This window comes from Bremerella volcania (assembly GCF_007748115.1).
Taxonomy (GTDB): domain Bacteria; phylum Planctomycetota; class Planctomycetia; order Pirellulales; family Pirellulaceae; genus Bremerella; species Bremerella volcania.
Map to the genome: position 1 here is coordinate 1,857,267 of NZ_CP036289.1, position 17,866 is coordinate 1,875,132.

Consider the following 17,866-nt stretch of genomic DNA (forward strand, 5'->3'; position numbering starts at 1 on the left):
TTCGGCGCGGACGACGAAGCGGGGCAAGCGGGATGTACGTCGGAGGAAAGGCAAGTGCAACTGTCGCTACATTACACTAGGTATGGAAAGGACTGGACACTGTGGGCGACCAAAGGAGAGGGTACGTTCTTCGATGAACACAAAAGCACGGAGCCAGACAGGCCGCACGAGTTCTTTGATATTCGCGAGGTACCGCTTCGTTTTCACGAGGACCAGATCAGTCCTTCCAGTGCTGGTTTCGAGAAAAACACGGCCGAGGATAAGGCAGAATACCACATCACAAAGCAGCAACAAAAAGAGGCACGCGAGCGTGGCGACGACTATGTCTATCTTCCACGCGGTAAACGACATTCAAAGCTGGTTGGCCGCGTTTGTATTCATCGCGATCGCTATGAAGAGAGAGGGGCTTACTCCATCTCGACTTCCCGAGCCAATCCGTGCGTGGGGTGTTTCTCGTAGAGGAGCCAGTAGACGACCGGCACTAGCACCAACGTAAAGGCGGTCGAGACGAGCAGGCCAAAAATCAGTGCCCAGGCGAGTCCTGAAAAGACCGGATCGAGTGTGATCGGCCAGGCGCCCAGCATCGCCGCGCCCGCCGTCAGGAAAATCGGACGAAATCGTACCGCTCCGCTTTTGATGAGCGATTCCCGCAAGTCACCACAGCGGCGCAGCTCGGCATGCACGAACTCGATCAGTAATATGCCGTTGCGCGTCGCGATGCCTGACAGCGCGATCATGCCGATCATCGCCGTGGCCGTGAAGAACACCGGGTTCGCATATCCGCCGACCGGTTGATCCCAAAACAGATTCAGCAGCCAGAACCCCGGCAAGATACCGATCACGGTCAGCGGGATGGCCGGCATCAGCACCAGCGGCATCACGTAGCTGGACGACTCCCAGACCAGCAGCATATAAATCCCGAACACCGCGGCGCCAAACGCGATGCCCAGGTCGCGGAACACGTCGAGCGTGATTTTCCACTCGCCTTCGCCCGCCCAGTCGACCAACAAGCCGGCCGGCACGGCGTCGTGTTTCAAACGGCTTTGCAAACTCAGCACCGCCTCGGCCGGCGGCCGGCCTGCCATTTCGCCGAATACGTAACAGACGCGCTGGAGGTTTTTGTGATAGATCGTTTTGTCTTCGACCACCGTCTGAAAGCGGCCGAGTTCCGCGATTTGAATCAGCTCGCCGCCGGCTGTTTTGACGCTCAACCGTTCTAGGTCAGTTCGGCTCGACCGCACCTGCCGCGGCAGGTGCAATTCGATCCGCAGCGGGTTCAGTTCGCGCTTCAAGTGCAGTACGCCCGCGCCGGCGGTCAACATCGAGCCCTCGCCGGGCGACGAACAGGCCAGCGCCAGCCGGAGCGTCGCGGCGATCTGCTGCGTGCTCACACCGTGCAGCGACGCTTTTTCCTTGTCGATCACGAACACAAACTTCGTCTGGTCGTCTTCAACCGTGTCGTCCACGTCGACCACGCCGCGCTCGGACTCCATCAGGCGGCGAACGTGTTTGACGCCGGCGATCAGTTCGCCGTAGCTTTGATCGGATCGCCCGTAAATCTCGGCCACCAGCGTGCTGAAGACTGGCGGGCCGGGCGGCACTTCGACCAGCTTGATGTTCGCGTTGTGTCGGTCGGCGATCGTCTTCAGCCGGTCGCGCAGCCGCAGCAAAATCTCGTGGCTCTGTTGCCGGCGGTCCTTCTTCGGCAACAGATTGACCCGAATGTCGCCCATGTTCGGGCCTTGCCGCAGGTTGTAGTGCCGCACCATGCCGTTGAAATCGATCGGCGACGCGGTGCCGGCGAACGTCAAGACCTGCGTTACTTCAGGCACCGTTCGTAAATCGGCCGCCAAATCAGGCAACGCGGCTTCGGTCGTCTCCAGCGTCGTTCCTTCGGGCATATCGACGACGATTTGAAATTCGTTCTTGTTGTCGAATGGCAGCATCTTTAGCGGCACGGTCCCCGTGACTGCCAGCAGCGAAGCGAGCACCAACAGCGCGCAAATCCCCACGATCAGCAGCCACGCCGTCCAGCGGTGGTCGAGGAACGGCGTGATCACTCGGCGGTAACCGCGGTACAGCCAACTGTCTTCCAACACGAACGGCTCCTCGCGCCGCGCGTATTGCGACTTGAGGATGTGATAACTCAGCCAGGGTGTCGCCGTGAACGCGACGACCATCGACGCCAGCATGGCCACCGGCACGTTCAGCGCCATCGGCCGCATGTACGGCCCCATCATTCCGGTAATGAAGAACAACGGCAGGAACGAAACGATCACGGCGAGCGTCGCCAGGATGATCGGCGGACGCACTTCGTTGACCGCCGTGAAGACGGCTCGTCGAGGCTGCTCCAGTCGCTTGCGGAAATGCCGAAAGATGTTCTCCACGTCGACGATGGGATCATCGACGACTAACCCTAGTGACAGAATTAGGGCGAACAGCGTCACGCGGTTGATCGTGTAACCGGCCAGTAGGTTGACCAGCAACGTCAGCCCGAACGTTAGTGGCACCGCAAGGACAACAATGATCGCTTCGCGCCAGCCCAGCGTCAAAGCGATCAGTCCGACGACAATCACGATCGCCATACCCAACTCGCTGACCAGTTCGTTCACTTTGTCATTTGCCGTTTCGCCATAGTTGCGTGTAATCAATACGTGCACGTCGTCGGGCAAGACGTCGCGTTTCAATTCTTCGATCTTGGCTTCCAGGTTGCGGGCAACGGTGACGGCATTCACACCTTTTTGCTTGGCAACCGCCACCGTGACGGCCGGGAATTCACGGTCGCGGCTCGGCTTCTCCCCGTCGTGCGTATCATGTCCTGGGCCGAAGCCGATCTTCGTGTAGGTCTTCGCTTCTTCCGGATCGTCTTCGATTCGGGCGACGTCACTCAGGTAAACCGGGCGGCCCTGATGGGCTACGACGACGAGCTTGCCAATCTCGGTGGCGTTCTCAAGATACGGACCGCTCTCAACAAGCTGCTCACGGTTGTCGCGGACAAAGCTGCCGGACGCCATGTTCACGTTGGCGCCGCGTAGCACGTTCGAGATCTCCAGCGGCGTCACGTTGTGGCCCGCCATCGCTTCGGCGTCCAACCACACAGAAATCTTCCGACGCCGACCGCCGACGATCTCGGTGCGGCCGGTGTTCTTGATGGACTTCAAAGCGATCTCAACTTGCTCGCTAATGCGTCTTAGTTCGTGGTCGTCGTATTTGTCGCTCCACAGCGTCACGTTGACGATCGGCACGTCGTCGATCTCGATCGGTTTGACGACCCAGCCGGTGACACCGGGCGGGACGAGATCCGTGTGCATCGCGATCTTGTTGTACAGCTTGATCAAGCTGTCTTCGCGATCCTGGCCGACGTAGAACCGCACCGTTACGATGGCCATGCCGGGACGCGACATTGAATAGACGTATTCCACACCATCGATTTGATAAAGAAGCCGTTCCAGCCGCGTCGAGACCTGCTTTTCCACTTCCTTGGCGCTGGCACCAGGCATTTGCACGAGAACGTCTGGGTGGTGGCGTTTTACAAGGTGCCGATGTTCGACAACCAGCCAGTCCGAGGAGCGAAACAGCGGCTACAGGGAGTAAGAGGATCAAGCGTGACAGGAACATCAGATCTATCTCTACAAGCGCGCATGGCTATACATTCGTCCTTTGTGAAATAATCGACACGACCGTCACAGCCGATTGAATAACTTCGATTCAGCCGTCAAACTCGTGTCAAACTTTAGCGATCACAACGATTATGGCGCACGTAGCCCTCAGAACTCCTCAGTCGGAAGAGCCACGCCGCCGAGTTGAGCGTGACTGCGGCGATGACGGCCATCGGCGTGAATCGAATGGCTGACCAATACGCGATGGCGAAAATCACCAGTGGCAGCGAGGCTCCACAGCGGTGCGAAATGCCAGTTTTGGCCGAGACGACAGCGCGGTCTCAGGCATAGTGGATTCCGCCATTTTAGATTACGTTTCCACGCGATTTAAGACCCATCCCACTGGCCGTCATAATAACGGCCCTTTGCCTTTGCGAGTGCCTTTTCCTCGTAGCAAGGATGTTGGACACAGCGAATCCGTTGAAGTTGAAACCAACGACCTGCGTCGGACGGAAACACGATGATCGAAATCCTCGTCGAGCGACCTGCGGATACCATAGGAGATTTTGATGGTTAGCATCCGATTTCGACACAGCAGCTTTCAGTGTCCCTAACCAACGAAGGAGTGATCCAAATGGGGAATCCATCAAACAGTTGTGTCGCGGTATTCAAGAGTCATGTTGAGGCGGACGAAGCGGTCAAGCACCTTCAGCAAGCGGGCTTCGATATGAAAAAGCTTTCCGTGGTCGGCCAGGAGTATCACACGGATGAGCACGTCGTCGGCTACTACAATGCCGGTGATCGGATGAAATACTGGGGCAAGCTGGGTGCGTTTTGGGGTGGGCTTTGGGGGTTCTTGTTCGGAGCAGCGTTCTTTTGGGTTCCCGGTATCGGCCCCATCGCCGTCGCGGGGCCGTTGGCCAGTTGGATCGTCGGGGCACTGGAAGGGGCCGTGGTCACCGGCGGACTGACCGCCTTGGGCGCGGGGTTGTTCAGCATCGGCATCCCCAAAGACAGCATTATCAAATACGAAACGGCGCTCAAAGCAGGCAAATTCATGCTGGTCGCGCACGGCACGGCTAACGAGGTGGCCCAGGCCAAAGAACTGCTCGGCTCGACTCAGGCCGAGGAAGTCGACGAACACGCGCCGCGTAGCTAGCAAGAGCAATGCGTAGCGCATTTCCCAATTTGCAGAAGGAGTAAGGACGATGGCTAAGTTGAACAGTGTTACGTTAGTCCTGGCGATTCTCGCGCTGCTGCTCGGTGGTGTCGCGTATTGGCGGTCCGGCGGAAAGCAGGACGTGGCGCAGGTCGACGAGCAAGTGAAGCAGGATATCGATACTCTTCGAGAGAAGCAGCAGGCATTGGAAACTCACGCCGCGGATTCAATACGAGCCGGTTACAAACGCAGCCAGGCGGCATTGAAACGCGCTCGCCAGCGGTTGGGCGAGTTGGAAACCGCGGCAGCCGAAGGTATCAAGGCCGAAGTCGAGCAGGCGAAGAAGGACTTGGACACACTCGAAAGAGATACGGCGGACGGTGCGAAGGCGATTGAGAAATCAGTCGTGGACAAGGCCCGCGAAGCCGAACAAGCGGTGACCAGTCGTGTGCATCGGCTCGAGGCTCGAGTCGATGTCATTGAGGCCCGGCACGAGATCAGCCGCGCAAAAGCGAATGCAGACAGCCAGGAGTTTGATAAGGCCGAGCAACAGTTCCACGAAGCGATTTCCCACATCAAGGGAGCGAAGGAGAAAATGGCTGACGGCACCGCCCTCGACGCCCAAATTGACGCAGCGCGCAGCTCACTCGTTGATGCAGCCAAAGCGGTGGAAGCCAAAGCGGTGGAAGCCAAAGCGGTGGAAGCCAAGGCTGAACAAGCCGGCAACAAAATTGAGAAAGCAGAAAGCGATGCTCGGGCACTTGTTAAATCGCTGGTAGGCGACGATCATCCACCGGAGATCAGTGCCGCCAAGTGACACCAAACTAACCCTTCCCACGACGCGGAGACTGTCATGCGTGACCGCAGTGTTTGCATCGCCATTGTCGAGGACCACCGGCAGGTTCAATCAGTGCTGGATTCGTTGCTCGATGCCGGGTTTGACGCCTCTCACATCTCAGTAATTGGCAAAGACCACCCGGAGGACAGGCACGTTCACGGCTACTTGACCACTGGCGAGCAAATGGGGTTCTGGGGCGGGCAAGGCGCCGTTTGGGGTGGGATTATGGGCGCGCTGGCTGGGGCCGGCTTCCTGTTTGTGCCGGGGATCGGGCCGCTGATGCTTGGAGGCCCGTTGTTGAGCATGATCGTGGGCGGCCTCGAAGGTTCCGTCGGATTGGCCGGCATCGAAGCCGTGTTTGCTGGCCTGCTGCATCTGGCATTTTCCAAAGAGCACCTGGCGACTTACGAGAAGGAGTTGAAGGCCGGCAAGTCGCTCGTGCTTGTGCATGGCAACTCCGGCGAGGTGATCCGGGCCAAGGATGTGCTGACCGACGCCGGGATCGGAGTTATCGCTGTCCACGCGCAATGAATCTCGTTGAAAATGTCAAAGGGAAGGAAGACCGATGCGGATCAAGCCAACCCACGGGGTGATTGTCGCTGTGGCGGTGCTCATCGGAGTCGGTCTGTTCTTCATCCCCGATCGAATGGCCGACGACGACGAGCTCCGGGAGCAAGTGGTCGAGACGCTCCGAGCGATTGTCGATGTAGATACTGGCAAGATTGAGGTTTCGGTCGAAGACGGCGTCGTGACACTCAGCGGACCCGTTTCAGAACACGAAGCGCGACGTATTGTCATCGAGGAAGTGAAGAAGATTGACGGCGTGGAGCAAGTCATCGACGAGATTGTTGTGGACGTACCATCCTACCAAAATGACGAAGCGAGTCCCGATGCCACGCAGTGACCGGGATGCGTGCTTTCAAAGCGAGGTGTTCTTCAGATGAACTCGAATCATAAACATGACCATGCGCACCATGAGCGCAACAAGAAGCATCAGAAAGCAGCCAGAGGATTGCACAAGGATTGGCGAACGTGGACCGTCGTGCTGCTGATGCTACTGGGCATGGCCGTCTATTTGTTGACAATGGACGAGTCGCTGGGGCCCGCGACCGGCCCCGAACCGTCAGACGTGGAAGCTCCGGCCGAATAACCAAAGCAAACCGTAAAGGGAATTTATCATGTACAAAGAAATCGACATCACCATCGTCGGCAAGGTCATGGAAGTCGATGTGACCGGCAAGTTGACCAAGGAAGACTACGGACAGTTGGTGCCGGCGACGGACAAGCTGATCAAGGAGCACGGCAAGATCCGAATCCTGTTCGTAATGCACGATTTCCATGGCTGGTCGGCAGGCGCCATGTGGGAAGATACCAAGTTTGGTCTAAAGCACTTCACCCACATCGAACGTCTGGGAATCGTCGGCGAGACGAAGTGGGAACACGGCATGGCCGTTTTCTGCCGTCCCTTCACGATGGCGAAAATGCACTACTTCGACGCTTCAAAGATCGACGAGGCCCGCAAATGGATCACCGAGGATTGAATCACTGAAAGAATCGTACCCTCGAACTTACGCTCACAAACCCGCACGCCGGAAGGCCTGCAAATTGAAAGGATCCGACATGGACAAGCAAGAACTTATCGATCGATTGAATGAAGATTTGGCTGGCGAGTTGAGCGCCATCATTCAGTACATTACCTATGCGGCCAAAGCCACCGGTCCCTATCGCCCGCAGTTGGCGCAGTTTTTTCTGACGGAGGTGGCCGACGAGCAATTGCACGCTCAATTCCTGGCGAACAAAATCGTTGCCCTGGGTGGCGAACCGACGACCACGCCGCGCCCCGTGAAGAAAGCCGCGTCCGACCGCGAAATGCTCGAAGCCATTGTTGCCGACGAGGGCAAAGCCGCGGCCGACTACACGCAGCGGGCAAAAGACGCCGAGGCGTTCGGCGACAAGGGCCTGGCCGTCCAACTGGAAGACATGATCCGCGACGAGTCCGGGCACCTGGAAGAAACCGAACGCATGCTGCGCGATTGGCCGCTCTAACGAGACGCTGTCCAGCAGCTAAGATGCGATCATGCCCGATCCAAGCCGAGCACCTCGGACGCCACACAAGTTGGGTGTGTTCGCCTTGTCGATGCTCAATGTCGCGGCCATCGCGACGCTCCGCGATCTGCCGGCGATGGCCGAGTACGGCCTGTCTTCGATTACGTACTGCCTGTTTGTCGCGGCCGTCTTCATGATTCCCATCTCCTTGGTTTCGGCCGAGTTGGCGACCGGTTTCCCCCAGGCAGGCGGAGTCCATAACTGGGTGCGGCAGGCATTCGGACCGAGATGGGGATTCGTGGCAATCTGGCTGCAGTGGATTCAAAACGTCGTTTGGTATCCGGTCGTACTTTCGTTTGCAGCCTCCACGTTGGCTTACGCGCTGCACCCCGAATTGGCACAAAACTGCCTCTACATCGTGGCGGTGGTGCTGGCGGCGTATTGGACCAGCACGCTGGTGAACTTTCGCGGTTTGAAGGCATCCAGTCTCATCAGTACGTTGGGCGTCATTGTCGGAACGCTGTTGCCGGCGATCGTCTTGATCGGTTTCGGAGCGGTCTGGTGGCTTAAGGCTTTGCCACGTAGCGACGGGACGCAGCTTGTCCTCTCGGCCCATTCGCTGTTGCCTGACGTTAGCCACCCCTCGCGGATGGTTTTGGCGCTTTCGATGCTGCTGACTTCTTTTGTCGGCATGGAAATGCCGGCCAGCCACGCCCAGGAAGTCCGCAATCCACAACGGGATTATCCGCGCGCGATTTTGATCGCGACGGTGGTCATCTTGGGGCTGGCGATCGTCGGAACGACGGCACTGATCATCGTGATACCGCCCGCGGGAATTGACGCCGAGACGGGCGTGATGCGGATGGTGCAGATCGTTCAGCAGCAACACGATCTTCCCGGCCTCGTTCACTTGGCCGCCGTCCTGATCGCCTTCGGTCTGTTTGGACAAGTGACGACCTGGGTTCCGGGCCCCAGCAAAGGACTGCTGGCAGTCGGTCGCCACGGCTTCTTGCCTCGCTTTTTTCAACAGACGAATCGCAGCGGTATGCAAACGCATATCTTGTTGGTGCAAGCTGCGATCGTAACCGTGCTGTCGCTGGTATTTATGGTGATTCCGTCAGTGGAGACCGCGTATACGCTGCTCATGGCGGCGACCGCTCAAATCTATCTGCTGATGTACATCATGATGTTTGCCGCCGCGATTCGATTGCGATATTCACAACCGGACACGCCGCGCGCCTATCGCGTCCCGGGAGGCAACTCGGGAATGTGGTGCGTTGCCGGCACGGCGATCGCCGGAGCGGTCTTTACCATTTGCGTCTTTTACGCTCCGCAGGCGGGCGTCTCAGCGATCGTCTGGATGGGCCTCTTACACTGGGCGCCCTGATTTTGATGGGCACTCCTCCGTTTATTATCTATGGGCTGCGCAAGTCCGAGTGGGCGACCGACACAGATTCCGCAATGCAGAGATAGGGTATTCAGCATGCTCAAGCACCCGAAGAACTTGACTAACTTGACTAACTTGAAAGACGACGATGCGGTATTGCAACCGCTCTACGGGCGCCGCGCGTTAACAGAACCGATTCCGAAATACAAGTTGCCGGAAAACGAAATGGCGGTCCGCACGGCCTACGAGCTGATTCACGACGAATTGATGTTGGACGGCAATGCGCGGTTGAATCTGGCGACCTTCGTCACAACGTGGATGGAGCCGGAGGCCGAGCAACTGATGGCCGAGTCGTTTTCCAAAAACATGATCGACAAGGACGAGTATCCGCAAACCGCGATGATCGAGGAGCGATGCATCAACATGGTCGCTCGACTCTTTCACGCACCGGAAGAAGGCCAGGCGATTGGGGCATCCGCAATCGGATCGAGCGAAGCGATCATGCTGGCCGGCATGGCGTTGAAGTGGAAGTGGCGTCAGCGCCGAGAGCGTCAGGGGAAATCAAGCGACCGGCCGAACATGGTGATGGGTGCCAACGTGCAGGTCGTCTGGGAAAAGTTTTGCCGTTACTGGGAAGTCGAACCGCGATATGTGCCCATGCAGCGAGGGCATTACACCATCACACCAGAAGGTGTGGTTGACCTCATTGACGAGAACACGATCGGTGTCGTGGCGATCCTGGGGACGACCTTTACCGGTGAGTTCGAACCGGTCGAACAAATCCACGAAGCGTTGATGAAACGAAATGCCGAAACTGGGTGGGAGATCCCGCTTCACGTGGATGCCGCCAGTGGTGGATTCGTCGCTCCGTTCCTTGATCCCGATCTAAAATGGGACTTCCGCTTACCACTCGTGAAATCGACCAACGTCTCGGGGCATAAATACGGCTTGGTCTACCCGGGCGTCTGCTGGGTAGTGTGGCGGGACGAGGCGGAACTGCCGCGGGAACTGATCTTCCACGTCAACTACCTGGGCGGCGACATGCCGACGTTCACGCTCAATTTTTCGCGGCCAGGAAATCAGGTTGTGGCCCAATACTATAACTTTCTGCGACTGGGACGCCGGCTATACGCGCATCATGCAAGCGATGCGAGACACGGCGATGTATCTTTCCGAAGAGATTGGCAAACTAGGACCGTTCGAATTGGCCAGCGATGGCAGTGCGATTCCCGTGTTCGCATTCGAGATGAAAGGCCGCACACATTACACGGTGTTCGATCTATCGGAAAAACTACGCGAACGCGGCTGGCAGGTGCCCGCCTATACCATGCCGCCCGATGCCGAGGACATCGCCGTGTTGCGCGTCTGCATTCGCGAAGGTTTCAGCCGCGACATGGCGGACATGTTCCTGGGCGATATTCGTGACGCTGTCGAACGTTTTGAAAAGCAACCGGGGCACAATCCAACAAAGCCCACCACGAACACAAAGGTACACAAGCACTGTTAGACGACAATCAACGTTGAGGTCGATTGCGGTGTAGTATTCGACCTGAATTGCGGCGGCGTTTGAAAACCGAGTGCTTTGAAGGTTGAAACATGACCGCTGAAACTGAAACCGTCGTGGTCCTGCTCTTTGTTGTCGCATCTTTGGTCGCGATCGGTGCACGTAAGTTTCGTTTGCCGTATACCGTGGCGCTGATTCTTGTGGGCCTTGCGTTGGGCGGATTACAGTTGCTCGATGCACCACAACTTACTCAGAATGTCTTGTTCCTGGTTTTCCTGCCCGGCCTAATCTTCGAGGCCGCCTTCCACATTGATTTCGAACGACTGTGGCGCGATCACCTGGCAGTCCTGGGTCTGGCAATCCCCGGTGTCGCGGCGTCGATCGGCATCACTGCTGCATTGCTGGTTTTTGCCAGCGCGGAAGTCCCTCAACTGCACGGGATCGGCTGGGCACTTTCCCTGGTGTTCGGCGCGGCGGTCGCGGCAACCGATCCGATTTCGGTCGTTTCGTTGTTCAAAGAAGTTGGTGCTCCCCGCAGACTGCGTTTGCTGATTGAAGGAGAAAGCCTGCTGAACGACGGCACGTCGATCGTGTTCTTTACTCTGGTCCTTGCACTGGCGACCGGCGCGCCCACGTCGGCGAGCCGGATGGTTGTCGATTTCGGCCTCGTCGTGGGTGGCGGCGTCGCCGTCGGCGGCGTCATCGGCTTGCTTGTTTCGCTCATGACAAGGAGGATTGATGATGCGATGGTCGAGATTACGCTCACCACGGTCGCGGCCTACGGATCATTCCTGGCGGCGGAGAAACTCGGATTTTCGGGTGTGATCAGTGCCGTCGCGGCGGGTCTGATCTGCGGAAACTATGGCGCGCGCACGGGAATGACTCCTTCCACACGGGTCGCCGTAGAAACCTTTTGGGAATACGCCGGTTTTGCCCTGAATTCATTGGTGTTCCTGCTGATGGGATTCCAGATCCGCATCGATACACTTTTGGCGGCTTGGCCGATTATCCTGATCGCCTATCTTGTCGTCACGCTCGCTCGCGGACTGGTTGTCTTTGGAACAACGGGGCTGCTCACAATGACTCGCGCCCGAATACCCCTATCGTGGAGCGTCATTCTCACTTGGGGCGGCTTGCGTGGCGCACTCTCGATGGTGCTGGCCCTGAGCCTGCCAGTGGACTTGCCGTTGCGCGACGTAATCGTGAATGCAGTGTTCGGCGTGGTACTTCTCACCATCCTCGTGCAAGGCTTGACAATGACGCCGCTCGCCCGCTGGCTCGGCGTGATTGGCGGACGCGAAAAAATTGTCGCATATGAAGTCTCCCGCACCCGCATTCAATTAGCCAATGACGTGCTTTCCAGGATCGGCCAACTACGGCACAGCAGCCGGGTTGATTCCCAAGCACTTGATGCGATCGAAGCCGAATATCGCCAACGATTGGATGAGGCACACGCCGAGCTCGACCAGGCGGAGTTCGACGAAGTAGATCGTCTCCGCGAGGACGTTGCCCAGTTGAGGCGTCGTATGCTCTTAATCGAGAAAAAAGAGGCGATCGAATCGCGACGACATGGATCGATCGGCGATGAGGCCTTTAACCAACTGCTTGCCGACATCAACGCCCGTTTCCTGGAATTGGAATCCGCCGGATTGCCAGGCGGCAACCCAATCCAGGATAATGCGACCAATTGAGTTTGAAGGCCACGAGCGGCCGCGGATGAAGACCGTCCTTCGCTCATACAAAATCTGGCAATAGGATGAACGCGATGAAATGGTCCTTGAAAGTGGCGCAGATCGCCGGCATTGGGATTTATATCCACTGGACGTTTTTCCTGTTGCTGGGCTGGATTGCCTTGATTCACCTCAATGATCCAACCGGACCGCTGGGAGTCGCGGAAAGCGTCGGCTTCGTGCTGGCGATTTTCGGCTGTATCGTGTTACACGAGTTGGGGCACGCTCTGACAGCGCAACGATTTCGCATCAAGACGCGCGACATCACGCTGTTGCCGATTGGCGGCGTGGCGCGCCTGGAGCACATGCCCAAGGAACCTCGTAAAGAGTTGCTGGTGGCCGTGGCCGGTCCCGCAGTCAACTTTGTCATCGCAGGCGTTCTTTACGGCGTGGCGATGAGTCGCGGCAGTATTGCGCCGTTGAGTGCGATGTGGGCGACGGATGCACCCTTCTTGGACCGCTTGATGTGGATCAACCTGGTTTTGGGATTGTTCAACTTGTTGCCAGGATTCCCGATGGATGGCGGACGTGTGCTGCGGGCGCTGCTGGGCTTTCGTATGAGTTTCGAGCAGGCCACAGACATTGCCGCCCAAGTCGGCCAAATGACCGCGATCATGTTCGCCATGATCGGCTTTTTCTCAAACTGGTTTTTGCTGTTCATTGCCCTCTTCGTCTATATGGGCGCGCAGGCTGAGGCCCAGATGGTGCATGTCCGTTCGATGATCCGGGGCGTGCCGGTGCGTGATGCCATGCTGCGGCAGTTTACGGTGCTGTCGGGCAACGACACACTGGGGCATGCCGTCGACCACATCCTGGCGGGATCCCAGCAGGGCTTTCCGGTCACCGAGGACGGCCAATTGCTAGGAATCCTGCCACGCAACGATCTGTTGAAATCGGTCGCCTTGCACGGCCGCGACAAACACGTGGACGAGATCATGCGGCAGCAATGCGAAACGATCGAGGACGATGAGCCGTTGGACAAGACGCTCGAACGCATGCAGCAAGGCGACTGTGCGATGTTTCCCGTCGTAAACGAAGGCCAACTTGTCGGTGTCATCACCGCAGATAATATCGGCGAGTGGCTGATGACGCGAGCCAAACAACGGGATGCTAACAGGTAAGATCGCTCCATATCATGAAAGGGACAATGCCATGACAGACCATGTCTACAAGAAAATCGAAATCACGGGCACATCAACTTCGTCCATCGAAGAAGCCGTTCAGATCGCCATCGCGCGAGCCGCTAAGACCGTGCAGAACATGAGGTGGTTCGAGGTTGTCGATACGCGGGGCACGATCGAAGATGGCAGCGTTTTGCACTGGCAGGTGACGGTCAAGATTGGGTTCACCCTGAACGAGTGAGCGTTAGCCCCGTCACGATGGAGAATGAACATGCAGTCACTGTCGTCAATAACGAACGCGGAACGGATCTTTGGGGCCTACGACATTCGCGGCGTAGTCGGTCAGAACCTGGACAGTCGTAATGTACGGGCGATCGCCGGCTCGTTCGGAAACTACTTGTGCCCGGAAGAGTCTGGACGTTTTCTGATCGGCCACGATACTCGTTTGAGTTCTCCGGCGCTGGCCGAGGCGGTGAGCGTCGGTCTCCGAGAGGAAGGCCACCAAGTCGTCGAGATCGGCCTGGCCCCGACGCCCATGGTTTATTGGTACGGGGCGGCCGGCGAGTTTGACGGTTCTGTCGTGGTGACGGCCAGCCATTTACACCCGGAATACAACGGTCTGAAGCTCTGCGAGCGAGATGCCAAACCTTTGAGTGGTGTCCATGGACTGCCAGAAATCGCGGCCGCCATAGCGAATCCACCCAGCGTGTCGAGGCGACCCATCAGCCACGTCGTCGAATACCGCTCGCCACTGGCCTTGTATGTTGCCAATCTCCAGCAATGGCTCAAGCCTGGGCGGCCCTTAAAGGTGGCCGTGGATGCGGGCAACGGAGCTGGTAGCGTCGACACGCAGAGCGTCTTTTCACCGCTGCAGCCAATCCAACTATGGCGACTTGGTCTGACCCTGATGGAATGTTCCCAAGCCGCTCTTCCAATCCGTTCGAAGAAGGAGCGTTGGATCGGCTAGCGAACATCGTAACTGCACGCAACCTCGATTTCGGTATTGCATTTGACGGAGACGCCGACCGGGCTGTGGCAGTCGACGAACGTGGTGAGGTAGTTCCACCGGATCTGCTGGGTGGACTGATCGCTGTGCGTCTCCTCGAAGACCATCCTGGAGCGACCATTCTTTATGATCTTCGCGCTTCACGGGCCTTGCCGGAACTGATCAGGCAGGCGGGTGGAAACCCGATCCGTACTCGCGTGGGCCACGCATTCATCAAGCTGGCTATGCGCAAGCAACAGGCGCTCTTCGCGGCCGAACTCTCAGGTCATTACTACTATTCCGACCTGTACTTTACCGATAACGGTCTCCGCACGCTGATTGAGCTGATCAGCCTAGTGTCGGCCAGTGACGCGCCATTGTCCGAAATGCTGGCGCGCTTCCAGACGTATTACACGAGTGGCGAGATCAATCAACAGGTTCCCGATCGCGACCGAGTCCTTGACGGGCTTGAAGTTGCTTATCACGACGGGCAGATCGACCATCTCGACGGACTGTCCGTCGACTATCCCGATTGGTGGTTTAACGTTCGCAGTTCGCACACGGAGCCTCTGTTGCGGATCAACCTTGGCGCCAGCCGCCAAGATCGCCTGGAAAAAGAACGCAAGATGTTATTCTCACGAATTGACCGTATCAGCGACGAAGTCGAAAAAGCCGCTGACTAAAAAAAGAAACGTGACACGCACCAATTTTGGGTACGGGATTTGCAGCCACGATGTCGAAACGGTCTCCGTCCGCCACAGGCCAAAATTCATGACATCGACAGGACAGCCTCAAAACGAAGACGCGGCGTGCCCAATCCTGGCCGAATTCACCGATGGAACGGGGCACCACCATTCCGTATCACAGGGCACGCGTGAGGCCTTGCTGGAGGCGATGGGTGGGTCGGCTTGCGAAGAAGCTAATACGAGGTTGTCTGGTCCGCTGGTCATTCGCCGCGGGACGGTGTCCGGATTGAACGGACCGGGGCGGTTGATTTTGGAAGATGTCGCGACCGTCCGTGTCGACAAGTCGCTGCCGCCTGATCTGCCGTTGGGCTACCACCGCTTCGAACCAACAAGTGGAGCTGCCCCACGGCTTGCCATCATATGCCCCAGGAACTGTTTTGTAGATGAATCGCTGCATACCTGGGGCTGGGCGATTCAGCTCTACTCTGTGCGGTCGCAAAAAAGCTGGGGAATCGGAGACCTCGCAGACTTGAGGCACTTGGCGCGCTGGGCACGTGACACTGGAGCCGGATTGTTGTCGATCGGACCGTTAGATGCCGTCGCACCGGTTACACCACAACAGTCCAGTCCATACTATCCGAGCAGCCGGCGCTTTCGAAATCCGATCTACCTTCGCGTGGAACTCGTGCCCGGCGCGGCCGAGATTAGCGACACACTGAAACGACTGGCTGCCAAAGCTACGCTGAGAAACAACGAGCAGCGGATCGATCGCAATGCGGTGTTTCGCGACAAGATGGCAGCTCTCCAATGCGTCTGGTCCCGGGGGTTCGACCAGTCGCGATTTAGGGCTTACTGCGACGAACAATCTTCGTCGTTCGAACAATTCGGCGCTTATTGCGCGCTGGCCGAAGTGTTCCATGGGGATTGGCGTTCCTGGCCAGCGGAATTTCGACGCTCCGACAGCGCGGCAGTCGATCGTTTTGCGGAAAAACATCGGCCGCGAGTTCAATTTCACAAGTGGCTTCAGTGGCTGCTTGACTGCCAGTTAGAGGTGGCAGCGTCCGAGCTACCTCTGATTCACGACTTGCCGGTCGGATTCGGCCCCGGAGGATTTGATGCCTGGACTTGGCAAGACCTGCTGGCCGACGGTGTTTCAATCGGAGCGCCGCCGGACGACTTCAATCCCGACGGCCAGGACTGGGGTTTGCCGCCGTTGGTGCCGCACAAGCTGCAAGCCGCCAATTACCAGCCTTTCATCGAGACCGTCCGGGCAGCGCTACGACACGCCGCAGGATTGCGAATCGATCATGTCATGGGCTTGTTTCGCCAGTACTGGATCCCTGGCGAGTGCGACCCGGCCCACGGAGCCTATGTCCGTTTTCCAGCCGATGACCTGATGTCCATTTTGGCGTTGGAAAGCCATCGTGCCGGCACATGGGTGTTGGGCGAAGACTTGGGAACCGTGCCAACGGGAATGCGCGAGCAACTCGCGTTGCGGTCTGCCCTTACGTATCGGCTATTGTGGTTCGACCCCAATCCGCCCGCGCAATATCCCACCCGCTCGGTGGCCGCGGCGACCACACACGACCTGCCAACGGTTGCCGGATTATGGAGCGGCGAAGACGCCAGTGAACTTGGTTCGCTGGGAATGGATGCCGCTGCGGCTGAATTGGGTGAGGTCCGTGTACGGTTTGCAGATTTAGCGGGCCTTCGCGACGACGCTTCGATTGATGAGGCGATCGAAGCTGCTTATCGCTTGCTTGGCCAAGCGCCATCGGCCCTGTTGTTGGCAACGCTGGAAGATGCACTGAGCGTCGAACAACGCCCCAACCTGCCCGGTACAGCGGATCAACGTCCCAATTGGTCATTGGCACTGCCTGCAACTCTTGATGAATTGACATTGTTACCTCTGGCCCAAACTATCGCCAACATGCTGACAAAAGACCGAAGAGAAACGAGGAGGGTCGAAATGTAAGCGACTGAGTTTCTCATTGGAACTCTGACTTGATCGGCGGACAATTTTCCGCGTATACAAAAAATACAGGCTGGTAATAAAGATCATGCACCAACTCGTGTTGCTACGCCACGGACAGAGTCAGTGGAATCTGGAGAATCGATTTACCGGCTGGACCGACGTGGATCTGAGCGAGCAGGGCGCCGATGAGGCACGCCAAGCAGGCCGTTTGCTAAATGAAGGAGGCTACGAATTTGACGCTGTATTCACGTCGGTCCTGAAGCGTGCGATTCGCACGCTGTGGATCGTGCTAGACCAAACCGACCAGATGTGGTTGCCGGTCGTCCGGCATTGGCGATTGAACGAACGGCACTACGGTGCACTGCAGGGATTGAATAAGGCGGACACGGCGAAAAAGGAAGGGGCGGAACAGGTCCACCTCTGGCGGCGTTCTTATAAAGTGCGGCCGCCGGCGTTGGCCGAAGACGACCCGCGCTTTCCCGCGCACGATCGCCGCTACGCCCATCTCTCGCCGGCGGAGATTCCACAGACCGAATGCCTGCAAGATGTGCTCGACCGGTTTCTGCCATATTGGCGCGAAACGATCGCACCGCAAGTTCTGCAAAGTAAGCGAATCTTGATCGTGGCACACGGCAACAGCCTCCGCGCCCTGGTTAAATACTTGGATGACCTGTCTGAAGAGGAAATTGTGGCGCAGAATATCCCCACGGGAATCCCTTTGGTGTACCGGCTGGATAGCCAATTGACGCCAATTGAAAAATTCTACCTGGGCGACCCGGAAGCAGCCCGAAAGGCCGCGCAAGGCGTCGCGAATCAAACCTTGCTCGAAAGGTAGT

At 57.7% G+C, this 17,866-nt stretch carries 18 protein-coding genes; 17 read left to right on the forward strand and 1 reads right to left on the reverse strand.

Annotation, left to right across the window (positions count from 1 at the left end):
* Window positions 1-54: 54 nt before the first annotated feature.
* The gene (locus tag Pan97_RS07575; protein ID WP_144971505.1) at window positions 55-459 is read left to right on the forward strand and encodes a hypothetical protein; all 405 of its coding nucleotides are present in this window, start codon (window positions 55-57) and stop codon (window positions 457-459) included.
* Here Pan97_RS07575 and Pan97_RS07580 read toward each other — a convergent pair.
* Window positions 408-3,500, reverse strand: a complete 3,093-nt coding sequence (locus Pan97_RS07580) for an efflux RND transporter permease subunit (RefSeq protein WP_196782312.1) — start codon at window positions 3,498-3,500, stop codon at window positions 408-410. The two genes, Pan97_RS07575 and Pan97_RS07580, sit on opposite strands and share 52 nt — an antisense overlap.
* Before the next feature lie 733 nt (window positions 3,501-4,233).
* Between Pan97_RS07580 and Pan97_RS07585 the strand changes: the two genes are divergently transcribed.
* From Pan97_RS07585 to gpmA, 16 genes are all read left to right on the forward strand, one after another.
* Entirely contained in the window at window positions 4,234-4,758 is a 525-nt protein-coding gene (locus Pan97_RS07585; protein ID WP_144971506.1) for a general stress protein, read from the forward strand.
* A 49-nt stretch (window positions 4,759-4,807) separates the two neighbouring features.
* On the forward strand, window positions 4,808-5,575 hold the full coding sequence (locus Pan97_RS07590) for a hypothetical protein (RefSeq protein ID WP_144971507.1): 768 nt from the start codon (window positions 4,808-4,810) through the stop codon (window positions 5,573-5,575).
* 36 nt (window positions 5,576-5,611) lie between these two features.
* Window positions 5,612-6,127 carry a general stress protein gene (locus Pan97_RS07595; RefSeq protein ID WP_144971508.1) on the forward strand — a complete coding sequence of 172 codons (516 nt, stop codon included), beginning with the start codon at window positions 5,612-5,614 and terminating at the stop codon, window positions 6,125-6,127.
* 34 nt (window positions 6,128-6,161) lie between these two features.
* The gene (locus tag Pan97_RS07600; protein ID WP_144971509.1) at window positions 6,162-6,500 is read left to right on the forward strand and encodes a BON domain-containing protein; all 339 of its coding nucleotides are present in this window, start codon (window positions 6,162-6,164) and stop codon (window positions 6,498-6,500) included.
* A gap of 36 nt (window positions 6,501-6,536) precedes the next feature.
* On the forward strand, window positions 6,537-6,746 hold the full coding sequence (locus Pan97_RS07605; protein ID WP_144971510.1) for a hypothetical protein: 210 nt from the start codon (window positions 6,537-6,539) through the stop codon (window positions 6,744-6,746).
* A 28-nt stretch (window positions 6,747-6,774) separates the two neighbouring features.
* Window positions 6,775-7,137: a SpoIIAA family protein gene (locus tag Pan97_RS07610; RefSeq protein ID WP_144971511.1), complete on the forward strand. Its 363-nt coding sequence runs from the start codon at window positions 6,775-6,777 to the stop codon at window positions 7,135-7,137.
* A gap of 79 nt (window positions 7,138-7,216) precedes the next feature.
* Window positions 7,217-7,642 carry a ferritin-like domain-containing protein gene (locus Pan97_RS07615; protein ID WP_144971512.1) on the forward strand — a complete coding sequence of 142 codons (426 nt, stop codon included), beginning with the start codon at window positions 7,217-7,219 and terminating at the stop codon, window positions 7,640-7,642.
* A 31-nt stretch (window positions 7,643-7,673) separates the two neighbouring features.
* Complete coding sequence (locus Pan97_RS07620) at window positions 7,674-9,029, forward strand: amino acid permease (RefSeq protein WP_144971513.1); 1,356 nt, start codon at window positions 7,674-7,676, stop codon at window positions 9,027-9,029.
* A gap of 96 nt (window positions 9,030-9,125) precedes the next feature.
* Complete coding sequence (locus Pan97_RS07625; protein ID WP_196782313.1) at window positions 9,126-10,454, forward strand: glutamate decarboxylase; 1,329 nt, start codon at window positions 9,126-9,128, stop codon at window positions 10,452-10,454.
* 171 nt (window positions 10,455-10,625) lie between these two features.
* A complete protein-coding gene (locus Pan97_RS07630) occupies window positions 10,626-12,224 on the forward strand; it encodes a cation:proton antiporter (protein ID WP_144971514.1) in 1,599 nt (532 codons plus the stop codon).
* Between the two features lie 74 nt (window positions 12,225-12,298).
* Window positions 12,299-13,384 (forward strand): site-2 protease family protein, encoded by a 1,086-nt coding sequence (locus Pan97_RS07635; RefSeq protein WP_144971515.1) that lies wholly within the window; start codon window positions 12,299-12,301, stop codon window positions 13,382-13,384.
* Window positions 13,385-13,415: 31 nt separating this feature from the next.
* A complete protein-coding gene (locus Pan97_RS07640) occupies window positions 13,416-13,625 on the forward strand; it encodes a dodecin (RefSeq protein ID WP_144971516.1) in 210 nt (69 codons plus the stop codon).
* 30 nt (window positions 13,626-13,655) lie between these two features.
* Complete coding sequence (locus Pan97_RS07645) at window positions 13,656-14,351, forward strand: phosphohexomutase domain-containing protein (RefSeq protein WP_165698654.1); 696 nt, start codon at window positions 13,656-13,658, stop codon at window positions 14,349-14,351.
* On the forward strand, window positions 14,339-15,052 hold the full coding sequence (locus Pan97_RS07650; protein WP_241676368.1) for a phosphohexomutase domain-containing protein: 714 nt from the start codon (window positions 14,339-14,341) through the stop codon (window positions 15,050-15,052). Before Pan97_RS07645 ends, Pan97_RS07650 begins: the two co-directional genes overlap by 13 nt.
* An 88-nt stretch (window positions 15,053-15,140) precedes the next feature.
* Window positions 15,141-17,030 carry a 4-alpha-glucanotransferase gene (gene malQ, locus Pan97_RS07655; protein WP_144971519.1) on the forward strand — a complete coding sequence of 630 codons (1,890 nt, stop codon included), beginning with the start codon at window positions 15,141-15,143 and terminating at the stop codon, window positions 17,028-17,030.
* Between the two features lie 85 nt (window positions 17,031-17,115).
* Window positions 17,116-17,865 carry a 2,3-diphosphoglycerate-dependent phosphoglycerate mutase gene (gpmA, locus tag Pan97_RS07660; protein ID WP_144971520.1) on the forward strand — a complete coding sequence of 250 codons (750 nt, stop codon included), beginning with the start codon at window positions 17,116-17,118 and terminating at the stop codon, window positions 17,863-17,865.
* The last annotated feature ends 1 nt before the right edge of the window (window position 17,866 follow it).

Bases quoted from the DNA above. Each gene is read 5' to 3' on its own strand.
- Pan97_RS07595 (WP_144971508.1), top strand. From the start codon at position 5,612: ATGCGTGACCGCAGTGTTTGCATCGCCATTGTCGAGGACCACCGGCAG.
- Pan97_RS07610 (WP_144971511.1), top strand. From the start codon at position 6,775: ATGTACAAAGAAATCGACATCACCATCGTCGGCAAGGTCATGGAAGTC.
- Pan97_RS07585 (WP_144971506.1), top strand. From the start codon at position 4,234: ATGGGGAATCCATCAAACAGTTGTGTCGCGGTATTCAAGAGTCATGTT.
- Pan97_RS07635 (WP_144971515.1), top strand. From the start codon at position 12,299: ATGAAATGGTCCTTGAAAGTGGCGCAGATCGCCGGCATTGGGATTTAT.
- Pan97_RS07615 (WP_144971512.1), top strand. From the start codon at position 7,217: ATGGACAAGCAAGAACTTATCGATCGATTGAATGAAGATTTGGCTGGC.
- Pan97_RS07605 (WP_144971510.1), top strand. From the start codon at position 6,537: ATGAACTCGAATCATAAACATGACCATGCGCACCATGAGCGCAACAAG.
- Pan97_RS07625 (WP_196782313.1), top strand. From the start codon at position 9,126: ATGCTCAAGCACCCGAAGAACTTGACTAACTTGACTAACTTGAAAGAC.
- Pan97_RS07630 (WP_144971514.1), top strand. From the start codon at position 10,626: ATGACCGCTGAAACTGAAACCGTCGTGGTCCTGCTCTTTGTTGTCGCA.
- Pan97_RS07580 (WP_196782312.1), bottom strand. From the start codon at position 3,500: ATGCCTGGTGCCAGCGCCAAGGAAGTGGAAAAGCAGGTCTCGACGCGG.
- Pan97_RS07645 (WP_165698654.1), top strand. From the start codon at position 13,656: ATGCAGTCACTGTCGTCAATAACGAACGCGGAACGGATCTTTGGGGCC.
- Pan97_RS07600 (WP_144971509.1), top strand. From the start codon at position 6,162: ATGCGGATCAAGCCAACCCACGGGGTGATTGTCGCTGTGGCGGTGCTC.
- Pan97_RS07640 (WP_144971516.1), top strand. From the start codon at position 13,416: ATGACAGACCATGTCTACAAGAAAATCGAAATCACGGGCACATCAACT.
- gpmA (WP_144971520.1), top strand. From the start codon at position 17,116: ATGCACCAACTCGTGTTGCTACGCCACGGACAGAGTCAGTGGAATCTG.
- Pan97_RS07620 (WP_144971513.1), top strand. From the start codon at position 7,674: ATGCCCGATCCAAGCCGAGCACCTCGGACGCCACACAAGTTGGGTGTG.
- Pan97_RS07590 (WP_144971507.1), top strand. From the start codon at position 4,808: ATGGCTAAGTTGAACAGTGTTACGTTAGTCCTGGCGATTCTCGCGCTG.
- malQ (WP_144971519.1), top strand. From the start codon at position 15,141: ATGACATCGACAGGACAGCCTCAAAACGAAGACGCGGCGTGCCCAATC.